At 68.1% G+C, this 10,969-nt stretch carries 8 protein-coding genes and 2 CRISPR repeat arrays (2 of these 10 cut by a window edge); all 8 genes read right to left on the minus strand.

What is annotated here, in order from left to right; genetic code table 11:
* Nucleotides 1-754: direct repeats of the CRISPR family, unit length 29 nt; unit sequence GGGACCATCCCCGCGTGCGCGGGGAGCAC; it begins 1,408 nt to the left of the window's first position.
* Nucleotides 755-902: 148 nt separating this feature from the next.
* The 8 genes from cas2e to cas3 are packed head-to-tail and all read right to left on the minus strand — an operon-like array spanning nucleotide 903 to nucleotide 9,987.
* A complete protein-coding gene (gene cas2e, locus HNR40_RS52190) occupies nucleotides 903-1,253 on the minus strand; it encodes a type I-E CRISPR-associated endoribonuclease Cas2e (protein ID WP_184976180.1) in 351 nt (116 codons plus the stop codon).
* Entirely contained in the window at nucleotides 1,250-2,230 is a 981-nt protein-coding gene (cas1e, locus tag HNR40_RS52195; RefSeq protein WP_184976183.1) for a type I-E CRISPR-associated endonuclease Cas1e, read from the minus strand. Before cas1e ends, cas2e begins: the two co-directional genes overlap by 4 nt.
* The gene (gene cas6e / locus HNR40_RS52200; RefSeq protein WP_184976186.1) at nucleotides 2,227-2,922 is read right to left on the minus strand and encodes a type I-E CRISPR-associated protein Cas6/Cse3/CasE; all 696 of its coding nucleotides are present in this window, start codon (nucleotides 2,920-2,922) and stop codon (nucleotides 2,227-2,229) included. Before cas6e ends, cas1e begins: the two co-directional genes overlap by 4 nt.
* Entirely contained in the window at nucleotides 2,922-3,632 is a 711-nt protein-coding gene (gene cas5e, locus HNR40_RS52205; protein WP_184976189.1) for a type I-E CRISPR-associated protein Cas5/CasD, read from the minus strand. The genes cas6e and cas5e overlap by 1 nt, the downstream gene beginning before the upstream one ends.
* Nucleotides 3,629-4,825 (minus strand): type I-E CRISPR-associated protein Cas7/Cse4/CasC, encoded by a 1,197-nt coding sequence (cas7e, locus tag HNR40_RS52210; RefSeq protein ID WP_184976191.1) that lies wholly within the window; start codon nucleotides 4,823-4,825, stop codon nucleotides 3,629-3,631. Before cas7e ends, cas5e begins: the two co-directional genes overlap by 4 nt.
* The gene (gene casB, locus HNR40_RS52215) at nucleotides 4,825-5,478 is read right to left on the minus strand and encodes a type I-E CRISPR-associated protein Cse2/CasB (RefSeq protein ID WP_184976194.1); all 654 of its coding nucleotides are present in this window, start codon (nucleotides 5,476-5,478) and stop codon (nucleotides 4,825-4,827) included. The genes cas7e and casB overlap by 1 nt, the downstream gene beginning before the upstream one ends.
* Complete coding sequence (casA, locus tag HNR40_RS52220; protein ID WP_184976197.1) at nucleotides 5,475-7,133, minus strand: type I-E CRISPR-associated protein Cse1/CasA; 1,659 nt, start codon at nucleotides 7,131-7,133, stop codon at nucleotides 5,475-5,477. The genes casB and casA overlap by 4 nt, the downstream gene beginning before the upstream one ends.
* Nucleotides 7,123-9,987 carry a CRISPR-associated helicase Cas3' gene (gene cas3, locus HNR40_RS52225; protein WP_246510883.1) on the minus strand — a complete coding sequence of 955 codons (2,865 nt, stop codon included), beginning with the start codon at nucleotides 9,985-9,987 and terminating at the stop codon, nucleotides 7,123-7,125. Before cas3 ends, casA begins: the two co-directional genes overlap by 11 nt.
* Nucleotides 9,988-10,293: 306 nt before the next feature.
* Nucleotides 10,294-10,969: a CRISPR direct-repeat array (repeat unit 29 nt; unit sequence GTGCTCCCCGCGCACGCGGGGATGGTCCC) (it continues 84 nt past the right edge of the window).

Below are 10,969 nucleotides of genomic sequence, written 5' to 3' on the forward strand. Positions count from 1 at the left end.
TCCCCGCGTGCGCGGGGAGCACATCATAGACGTCACGAAGACGGCCAGACCTTAGGGACCATCCCCGCGTGCGCGGGGAGCACGGCAACCCCACCGTCTCCGGCGGCGACACCGGGGGACCATCCCCGCGTGCGCGGGGAGCACCTGGTGCCGGTGTAGGTGAGGATCTTGATCTCGGGACCATCCCCGCGTGCGCGGGGAGCACCACGACCAGCCGCCCGTCACCCATGACACCCCGGGACCATCCCCGCGTGCGCGGGGAGCACCGGGTCGCCGTACCCTTTGACGACGAGCGGCAGGGACCATCCCCGCGTGCGCGGGGAGCACGGGGAGGTGCTGTCTGCGGCGCTCGCCGATGAGGGACCATCCCCGCGTGCGCGGGGAGCACGACCTGCTGATTCGGATGGTGGGCGGGTATCCGGGACCATCCCCGCGTGCGCGGGGAGCACTTCCCCGAGCCGGGTGTCCGGGCAGGGCTGGAGGGACCATCCCCGCGTGCGCGGGGAGCACATGAGATGCCGTCGCCGGAGGTCTGATTGAAGGGGACCATCCCCGCGTGCGCGGGGAGCACCACATCCTCGGACGGCCCGCGCCTCATCCAGTTGGACCATCCCCGCGTGCGCGGGGAGCACCTCTGGGCTACGAGCGCGATGGGGAGGACTGGGGGACCATCCCCGCGTGCGCGGGGAGCACTCCCGTTCCCACACGCCGCCGCCATCGTCGTAGGGACCATCCCCGCGTGCGCGGGGAGCACACTCGCCGAGCTGCAGGTTTAGGAGGGCGTAGCGGAGTTCTGGAGCACTTTCGATAATTCGGTCATAACGCCCTCCAAGGTCCTGAGCGTCGGGTTGAACCGCTTCTTGCCCTCCGAAAGGCTGGATCGTCGCAGCGATTGTCACCCGTCAGGAGTGCCCATATCTGCGGCGCTTGGCGGCCTTACTCCACCCGGATGGCGCAGCTTCTGCCTGTACTGCTGGTTTCGACTTGGGCCGGTGGATCAGGACGAGTCCTTCATGGTCGATCGGGTGCCAATGGTGATCATGAGTTTGGAAGGCGAAGCCTTGCTCGTTGTCGCTGGAGTGCGCGAGTAGGGCTCGTCCGGTGTCCGCGTACTGCTGCACTTCGGCCCACAGCGCCTCGCGGACTCGGGCGGACGGGCCTCCGATGAAGACACCTGGCGAGATCTCCATGAGCCAGCGGGTGAGAAAGCCCCGTAATCCTGCTGGGCAGCGCGTCAATACCAGGACCATCACCAGGGCACCTCATATTCGCCAGAATCGGATGAGGCATGATCGTCATCGTAGTTGCGGCCGGCTTCCAGCTGGGTTCCGCGGTCTCCTTGGAGCGTGACCCGATCGACATGGTCATCAATGTCGCCTCGCGGCTGATCAGGCAGCAGTAGGTGCTTGATGTCGTTGACGCAGCGCTTGAGGAGGCCAGTGCGGTTGATCTGGTCTCTGATCGCTCTGCGGGTTCGGGAGCCGACGTCGTCGGGTGATTCGGCGGCGACGTCGAAGGCTGTCGGGATGGCGATCTCGGTTTTGTAGAGGTCTGCGATGTCCAGGACGAAGGCCAGTTCGTGCCCCGAGTGGATGAAGCCCAGCCCGGGTGCGCAACCCAGGGCTGCGACGCTGGTCTGGGCGACGCCGTACATGCATTGGGCGGCTGCGGTGACGGCTTGGTTGGCAGGGTCTCCGCCGGTGAAGTCTCCGGGTATGTAGACGCGGCCGTTCCAGTTGATTCCGACTCTGGCGGCGTGGTGGCGGTAGCAGTCTTTGACCCGGCGTCCTTCGCGGCCCAGTAGCTCGTGCCGGGTGAGCGTGGATGGGTCTTCGCCGGGGAACCGCATGCGGTACATCTCGCGCGCCACCTGGAGCCTGCTGCGCTGGTTGGCCCACTGAGTGGCTTGGGCTTCGACCAGGGCGGAAGAGCGGTTCAGGGATCTGCCGCCGGAGTAGAAGCGGACGCCGCGTTCGCCGACCCACACCACGCCGGCGCCGCTGTCGCCGAGGACGCTCATGGCTTGGTGGGTGATGCGTGTGCCGGGGCCCAGCAGGAGCGTGCCGATGGTGGCTGAGGGTATGTGGGTGACGCCTTCGGCGTCTTCGGCGGTCAGGGCGTTGTCGTCGCGGTGGATGGTGCACCGTTCGAGGTAGACGAAGGAGATGCGGTCGCTCATGCGGGTGAGTTCGCGTGGCGAGGATGCTCCTCGTTTGCCGACCGTGGTCATGCGGGTGTTGAGGCCAGGGTCATCAGGCCGCAGCCGTAGGCTTTGGCCTTGCCCAGTCCGTGGGTGAGGGTGCGGCGGAGGGCGTCGGGGTCGGTCACTTCCAGGAGACCGTCGAAGGTGACCGTGACCAGCGTGACCCGGCCTCGCTGACCGGGTTTGCCGAAGGCGAGCTGGCGTTTGTCGTGGAGGGTGAGCTCGTATTCGTCGCCTTCGGGTAGGCGGCGTTGCTCGGCGGGCTTCTCGACGATTTTGAATCCTGCCTGTTCCTGCCGCTGCAGCAGCCAGCCGCGCTGGTGATGGACCCCGATGTGGGCGGTGGGTTTGGTGGGTTCGTCGGCGGTGCGGCGGATGGAGTGCACGGGGTTGGCCGTCAGCCGGAAGGCCCATCGGCCGCCGGCGTTCAGCCGCTGCAGCAGGGGCGTGTAGTCGCGGGTGTCCCACTTGCCGGTCTGGGGCCAGCCTGCTTGTTCGACCAGGTGGGTCAGGTCCGGGGCATCGGGGCTGACGATGTACAGGTAGGTTTCGGCGCGGCTGTTGGCGTCCAGGCGCCACAGTACGCGGGGGCCGTCGCCGGGGGTGGGCGGGATGTCGGCGAAGGACGACATGACGGCGGCGTGCAGGATCTGCGGGGAGGACAGCAGCCTTCGGGCGGTGACCCGGGCGGTGTTGAACCGGAAGCGGGTCAGGTGCATCACGTGCCTCCCAGGAGTGCCATGGGGTCGTGGTGGAGGGGTGGTGGCTTGGTGGCGTGGGGGTTGGGCACGCTGACCCAGATTCGAGTGATGCCGCGCAGCCCGTACTGCCGGTGCAATGGGTCGAAGCTGATGGGCTGGTCTCGCTGGATGTCGGCGCTCGCATCGTCGGCACTGGCTTCGAGGAGGACCTCCAGACGGATGTCGCGCTGGTGGCGGTTGCGGCGCTGGTGCCAGGGTGAAGCTTGCCACGCCTGCGTGGTCAGGGCGTCCTGCAGGCTGCGGTCGTGGAGGGTGGCGAGGTGGATGGGGCGGGCCGGTGGGCAGGAGCGGCGTCCGAGGTAGGGCAGGTACACCGGTGCACGTACGGCGGCGCTCAGGTCGGTGATGATCTCGGTTGGGCCTTCGACGGCGGCGACGAAGACGGCGTCGGCCAGGTAGAGGCGTTCGGAGACCGGCATCGACTCCCCGGTGAAGCGGTGCGCGGTGTGGAAGTCGCGCAGGAGGGTGCCGGGTTGGTCGATGCGCACGCCGAACCGCAGGTGAGCCAGGTCGGTGAGGTCGGCGGTGCGTTCGCGGCCTTGGGCTGCGGCCAGCAGTCCGATCACGCCGCTCTTGGTGGGGGCGGCTTCGGTGGTACGGCGGGCGAAACGCGAGCTGGCCCCCCATGCCTGCAGGGGGCCGGCCAGCTGGGTCAGCAGGACGCTCACGATGGTCCCTGGCGATGGGCGATCTCCTGCCCGGCGGCGTGGACGAGATCGTGCAGTGGGAGCTCTTCGCCCAGTCCGGTCAGCGAGGAGGTGTTCTTGCCGACGCGTAGCAGCCAGGAAGGGGTCGGCTGGTCGTCGCCGTAGGCTTCTTCGACCTGGGGGATGTAGTCGGCCAGGGCCTGGCAGGCTTGGCGCAGGTGGCCGCCGGTTTCCGGCTCGGCGTGGCAGGGCTCTTCGAATGCTGCGACGTAGCTGATGGGCCGGGTGGATCGGATCTTGACCAGCACGGCGTCCGGGAGGGTGTGATGGGCGAAGGTGTTGATCCTGCCGGTGGGCAGCGAGGTGATGAAGCACTGCAAAAAGGCTTCGACGGCCTGCCGTACGGGCTCATCGGTGGTGTCGCCTTCGTGCAGTCCGTTGCCGAGGTTGCGGCGTAGGAGGTCGACATCGACGCAGGCGTAGCGGTAGAGGGTGGCGGAGTTGAATTCGATTGTGCCGATCATGCCCGCGCCGGTCTCTTCGCTGTCGTCGCGCTGGTAGTCGTCGACCGCCGTGTAATAGTCGGATTCGTTGTCGACACGGTGCACGCTGATGGCGTGGGCGACTTGGGCGGCGCCGTCGACGTTGATGTCGGCGCTGTCGGCCACCATGCGTCCGAACAGGGCTATATCGACGGAGTGGCGGGTGTTGGCGATCTTCTTGGCTTCGTCCTTGATGCCTTTGTCCTTGAAGAACGCCTTCGGGTCGTCGCCTGCTTTGACGGCGAGTTCGGCCAGGCCGTCCAGTTGCAGGGCGCTGAGGAAGAGCAGGTACTTGGATTCGGGGGCGGGTTCTGGGCCGCCGTCGGTGGTCTTGTTCGCTGCCCGCTTGGGAATGTCGACCTTGGATCCGGTGGCGGTCTGGATGGTCTCGGCGGCCAGTGCCCAGGCGGCTTGTTCGGAGATCGTCGTGTTCAGGGTGCGGATGCGGCCGGCGAGGAGTTCGGCGACTCTGCGGGTGCGCACGCCGAGCTGGCTGGGGTCCAGGATCTGCTGGAAGTCGCGGCGGGTGACGCGCTTCCATGCCTGGCTGGACACGCGTGCTCGTGGGACGCCGCCGTAGACCGCTGTCTTCGGGGTTCCGGTGTCGTCTCGGTTGAGACAGCTTGGCGGGACCGTCTGCAGCACGTGGACCTCAAGGATCGTGCGCGTCATCAGTCGTCAGCCTCTCCGGGAGAGTGGGCGGGGGAAGGGGCGGTGTCTGCCGGTGTGGCGGCGGGGCGGTGGGCGTGGAAGCTGCGCCCCCAGCGTTGCCGTACCTGGCGCATGCCGTCGGGTAGTTGTGCCTGGTAGAGGCGCTGGGCCAGGAGGGCGTAGTCGATGGGGATGGACTCGCGGTGCAGCAGGGAGACGAGGTCGCGCAGTCGTTCGGCCAGGGCCTGCCGGGTGGTGGCGGTGCCGGCGCGGACGAAGCGGCGGCGGATGGGTTCGTCGATGGCGCCGCCGGGCATCAGGCGGCGGACCGCGGTGCCGAGTTCGGTGCCGGGGTGGTGCATGCGCGTGGTGCGGCGGGACTGCTGGTGGAGCGCGTAGAGGGTTACGGCGATGAACTGGGCGGCTTCGGCACGTTCCAGGGCGGTGTCACCGCTTCGGGGTGGCAGTTGGTGGTGGAGTTCTTCGAGGCCGGTGGCGCCCCAGAGGTCGGGTACGTCTTGGGGCAGTTTGCCGGCGCCGCGTCGCAGCCGGGCCAGCAGGCTTACTGCCCAGCTCTCGTCGTTGAGGTAGCCCCGTTGGAGGGGGGCGAGGTAGGCGCCGGTTGTGGTGCCGACCAGCTCGGCAGGCGACGTCGGCGTGGGTGTGGCGGTCATGCTGGTGCCCCTGTCGTCGGCGCCGAGGCCAGCGGCAGCGCTCTGTTCAGCCCCGTGCGGCAGGTCAGGTCTGCTCGGGAGGCGGTCAACCAGAGTTCGGTGCCTTGGCGGGTGGTGATGACGCGCCCTTGCCAGGCTGCGTCCGGCGCTGATCGGAGGAGGTCGTCACCGACGGCGCTGATGATTCGGTGTGCTTTGAGTTGCCACGTTGCTCTTTGCTCGTGGGGGTTGTCGTCCGGGCGCAGGGCGGCCAGCCAGTTCCGGAATGGGCCGTCGAGCGCGGCGTAGCCGGCCAGCCGGGCCTTGCCCTTCGGGCCGTCGGCTGCGGTGCCAGCCGCGCGGGCGAGGTCTGCGGCGAGATCGCCGATGAGCGCTACGGCGTGGTCGGCGTCGGCGGCCGCGTCGATCGCGGTCTGTCCCAGACCTTGGTCTTGCTCGTGGAGGAGGATCACCGGCATCGCGACGGCGTCGTTGACGATCTCGTCGACGACCGACTGCTGGGTGCCGTACACCTGGCCGAAGAGCCGGGCTCGGATCAGGAAGTCGGCGGGCAGGTCTCCTTCGACGGTCATGCGGGCCACCCAGTCGAGGATGCGCGGCCGTACGATGGCCGCGGCTTCGCGTCTCTGCTCGGCGCCGCCGACGCGGCCGGCGACCAGGGCGCCCAGGCCTCGCCAGGCGCTTCGGTCCGGGTCGTGTTCGCGGGGCAGGTATACCTGGGCCATCGCGAGCTTCTTCTCTTGCTCGGGGCTGCGGCGCCAGCTCGTCATCGGCTCGTGCAGGTGCATGTTGCGTGGTGAGAGCGGGTCGCCGTAGGCGAGGATGACGCTGGTGACGCCTTCGGTGTCGGCGTGCAGACGGATGCGGCGTGACTGCCAGGTGTACAGGTCTCGGGGTCCGGCGGGGCGGTCGGCCATATCGGCCTGGTCGATGGCTTGTGGGCCGGTCGGGGGTCTGCGCCAGGCCGGCAGGTCGTGCTGGGGTTCGGCGTGCAGGTTCGGGGTGTCGAAGGCGATCAGGTTGAGCAGCAGGGTTTCGTGCAGTGACTCGCCTTCGGCCATGACGCCGCCCAGGTTTCCCGTCCATGCGACGCCTTGGGGGTAGCCGCGACCGCCTTTGGCGCGTGGGTCGCCGACCGCGCCGGTCTTGATGCCGGAGGTGTCGAAGGCGTGCGCGTGCACGAGCCAGCGGGCCGCTTCGCCGTACGTGAGCCGGGTCGCTCCGCGGGCGCGCATGGTGAAGAAGCGTGCGCCGTTGGGTACGTCGGCGACGAGCCGGTCGAGTGAGCTGACCTCGCCGGAGGCGGCGCGTAGATCCGGCGTTTGGAAGAAGGGCCTCTGCGGATGCAGCAGGTCGAAGTGATCGCGGTGACATTGGAGGTAGTCCTCGATGCGATCACCGGGCAGGCCATGGTCCCAGAGCTCCTGCCATTCCTGCAGGTCAGCCGGGCCTTGCAGGGCGTCGTGCAGGATCGCCAGCAGGAGGCGGATCAGCGCGAACTCCTGAGTGGGCACATCTCCCATCAGGCAGCGCACCTCGCGCGCCTCGGCGAAGATCTGGCGCAGCGACAGGTCGGCTTTGCTGCCGTTGCGGTAGCGCACCGGCAGCCAGCGTTCGCTGGTCAGATCGAACGATGGACGTCCGTCATCCGGCATGAGACACCTCCAGGCCGTCAGCAGGGGTGTAACGCAGGTCGTAGCCTGCCAGGCGGGTCCGACAGTTCTCGTCCAGCTCCAAGATCAGCTGCCCGGCGAGCCATGAGCTGTCCTGCGTCTGCCAGGCAGGGATGTAGGTCTTTTCCAGTTCGCTGATGGCGCGGTCGATCACGTGCGGCATGGAGAAGTGGTAGGGCAGTCGAAGTGCGCATGAAGCCACGACGCGGGCCAGTTGCGGCTCCGGGAGGCTGTCGGTCGGGATTACGCGCCCGCCGTACCCTTGGCCGAGATGAGGCAGCGTCGCCAGCGTGCCGTCCCGGCGCTTCTGCACGACCAGCACCTCCAGTGCGTCTATGCCATCGCGAACTTGGGCACGGCCTCGTGGGGTGTCCTCGGCGTCGCCGACTCCGGCCTCCAGCCAGCCGAACAACGCCCGCCCCTCCTTACCGATGTCGCCCAGCTGGAAAGCAGACGCCTTACGACGTTGCTCCTGCTGGTGTGCTTCCTCCTGGAGCCGTGCCTCTTCGATCGCCTGCTGCCATGGCTGTGGCCCGATCGGCTCGCTGCCGTAGGCGCGCTGAACCAGAGGACTGATGTCGGCGGGTAGCTCCACCGGCTGCCGTGCACCGGATTCCGGGAAGAGATGAGGGTGCAGTGCCGCCGCGGACCGCAGCAACGCGTAGGAGCGGTAGACGCGGCGGGAACCGCGCACCGGGACAGGCACAGCCTGCCAATCCGCGCCCGTCACCAGGCATCGCGCCTCGTCCACACGAGGTGGGCGCTCGCCACGCTCGTGCCGGTGCAGCCGGCCGATGCGCTGCAGCAGCAGGTCGATCGGGCACAGATCGCTGACCAGCAGGTCGAAGTCGATGTCCAGCGACTGTTCGGCCACCTGGCTCGCGACCACGATATGCGCCTCGGTCGGGCGCCGGCTCGCCTCTTGCGGGGGGCCGAAACGTTCCAGCAGTTCGGCGTCCTTGCGCAAGCGATCCACGTCGACGAACCGGGCATGCGCCACGGTCACCGCGTCTGCGCCGAAGCGGCTCCGCAGGTGTGCGGCCGTCTCCAGCACGCGATCGACCGTGTTGCGGACCACCAGCGCGCAGCCGCCTTGAGCGAGATCGGCGGCGAGCCTGTCGCTCAACGCGTCGAGATCATCCTCCAGCGGCTCAAGCTGAACCGTCGTCGACCGGTTCGAAGGCTCCGCCCGGATGGTCACCGGCTGACCTGCTGGTTCAACGGCGGTAAGCAGTGGGTAGCCGTCCTCGGCGGCGTCCGCCGTTGGGGTGCCGGCATACGCCGTAGCCAGGTCACGGCGGCGTGTGGCGGGAAGGGTCGCCGACAGCACGACCACCGGCACGCCGTAAGCGCCGAGCCATGTGAGGACCCTGTCCAAGTAGGAGTTCATGTACTCGTCGTAGGCGTGGGCTTCGTCGATGATGACGACCTTGCCCGCCAGCGCGAGGTGCCGCAGGGCCAGGTGACGGCTCTTCAGGCCCATGAACAGCAGCTGGTCGACCGTTCCCACCACGAAAGAGGCCAGCATGCCCTTCTTCCGCCCGCGCAGCCACTGGTGCGCGATCAACTCGGCGGGTGCGGCCTTGCGCGGTAGGGCATCGTCGCCGTCGATGTCGACGCCGTGTACGGCACGCCGTCCTGCCCGGACGAGAGCGGCGTAGTGCTTGTTCAGCGCCGCCTTCGAATGTGCCAATTGGACGGAGTGCCGCTGGTCGACGCCCAGAGCCCGGTCCAGCCACTGCAGCACTCGCGTGAACATGGCGTTGCCCGTCGCCATCGTCGGCAGCGCGACGAAGCACCCGCCCGCGCCGGAGCGTGCGGCGAAGACTTCGGCCACCGCAAGGGCCGCCTCGGTCTTCCCTTCCCCCATCGGCGCCTCGATGATCATAAGTCCGGGCGAGGTCATCGATCGGGCCAGCTCAACCGCACGTCGCTGCACCGGCCGGATCTCGGCGCCCACGGGAAGCCGGAACCGTGTCGCGAACAGGGTGTCCACGTCGGTCTCCTTGGTGTCCACCGGCTTCCACGGCTGCGGCAGGTCCAGGCCTCGCCATGCTGCCTCCACCCGTTCGCTGCCAGTACGGCCGGCCGCCTCGGGGAAGTACGGGAACAGGTCTGGGTTGCTGGCGATCCAGTCGGCCACGATGACCAGGCCGGTCAGCAGTACCTGCGATGGTTGCGGCAGCTTCACCGCGCGCAAGGTACCAAGGAGTTGCAGGACGTCACACGCTTGGGCGCAGCGGTCCAGGAACTCCCATTGCACCTGCTTCCAGGAAGTGGCCGAGTCTGGGGTGCGCAGCAGAGCAGCATGGGTGGCCACTTCGTGGATGTCGGTGGCGGCCGGGGGCACGCCGTGGTGGCCGCCCACGACGATGGTGAGCTGATGCGCGGCTGAGCGTGTCCATCCGAACCGCTCCATGAGCCATTCCTGCAGCAGCACTTGGCCAGCGAGTCCATGGGGAGCCAGTTTGCGGTCGGGCATGAGCTTGAACTCGGGCATGGTGAGCCCTGCTTGCCGCATAACCTCTGCCAAAGGATCCACCTGGCATGCGAACGCGGGTGTGGCCTTGCCTATGTCGTGGATCGTCGCCAGCCAGATCGCCAGGCGCCGCGCTTCCTCGACCGACAGCGGACCGGCGATGATGCGCCTCACCTGTGGCGGAAGCCAGATATCCCACAGCCTTGTCGCCACCGAGCCACTGTCGGCCATGTGGCTCCACAGCGGCAGCCAACCATCCGTTGGCCTGTCATGCTTGGCCCACACCGCATGGGCAGCCGACGACCAGTCCAGGCTCAGCCGGTCCCATAGGCTCCCACCATCGCGCATGAAGGTCATTAAAGAGCAGGGCGGGCTTACGTGCTGGCTATGTGGCGACAAAGTCGAAAAGAGACGCACCAAGAGGACGGTGTCGGGGTGACGATATGAATTTATGGCCTCTCAATTCCCCGATGGCCCTTTACTTCAAATATGCAAGTGAAACGTGATCCATAACCTCTATGGTAGCTTTTGGGTCATATGTCGGATCTGACAAAAGTACTCGAAACACTGGCCAGCGCCTGACTCCACCGCAGGTCGGCGAGTGTGCTCCCGCGCACGCGGGGATGGTCCTCTGCAGCCATCTCAGGCTCCGCTATTCGTTGTGTGCTCCCCGCGCACGCGGGGATGGTCCCGACGCCCAGCCCGCCGACGACGTACGGACCCTGTGCTCCCCGCGCACGCGGGGATGGTCCCAACATCGAGGCCACAGCGGGGAGAAGTCGCGTGTGCTCCCCGCGCACGCGGGGATGGTCCCGCGCGGCCGATTTGCTCGCTTGGGCTTACGAGGTGCTCCCCGCGCACGCGGGGATGGTCCCAGCAGGTCGCTCGACATGGTGCAGATGTCGGAGTGCTCCCCGCGCACGCGGGGATGGTCCCGGTACGACCGGGCGGGGCTGGTGGTGCGGCTTGTGCTCCCCGCGCACGCGGGGATGGTCCCGTGCGCGCGTCCGGCCGGTGGACCCAGACGGTGTGCTCCCCGCGCACGCGGGAATGGTCCCACCCACCGGCCCAGCCTCATGCCTGCTCGGGCGTGCTCCCCGCGCACGCGGGGATGGTCCCGGCATGCAGAAGGTGTCCGGCACCGGCCTGGTGTGCTCCCCGCGCACGCGGGGATGGTCCAGACGGGAGCAGGAGTGAGTGTCGAGGCGATCAGTGCTCCCCGCGCACGCGGGGATGGTCCCATCGCCCCAATCGAAGACCTGCCCGACCTGTAGTGCTCCCCGCGCATGCGGGGATGGTCCCGAGCCCGGGTGCACGCGCGAGCGGATGGCCGGGTGCT

The organism is Nonomuraea endophytica (assembly GCF_014203235.1).
In the GTDB taxonomy this organism is placed as follows: domain Bacteria; phylum Actinomycetota; class Actinomycetes; order Streptosporangiales; family Streptosporangiaceae; genus Nonomuraea; species Nonomuraea endophytica.

What these genes read in the sequence shown, in the direction of transcription:
- cas7e (WP_184976191.1), bottom strand. Translation starts at nt 4,825, where the DNA reads ATGACGCGCACGATCCTTGAGGTCCACGTGCTGCAGACGGTCCCGCCA.
- cas1e (WP_184976183.1), bottom strand. Translation starts at nt 2,230, where the DNA reads ATGACCACGGTCGGCAAACGAGGAGCATCCTCGCCACGCGAACTCACC.
- casB (WP_184976194.1), bottom strand. Translation starts at nt 5,478, where the DNA reads ATGACCGCCACACCCACGCCGACGTCGCCTGCCGAGCTGGTCGGCACC.
- cas6e (WP_184976186.1), bottom strand. Translation starts at nt 2,922, where the DNA reads ATGCACCTGACCCGCTTCCGGTTCAACACCGCCCGGGTCACCGCCCGA.
- casA (WP_184976197.1), bottom strand. Translation starts at nt 7,133, where the DNA reads ATGCCGGATGACGGACGTCCATCGTTCGATCTGACCAGCGAACGCTGG.
- cas3 (WP_246510883.1), bottom strand. Translation starts at nt 9,987, where the DNA reads ATGACCTTCATGCGCGATGGTGGGAGCCTATGGGACCGGCTGAGCCTG.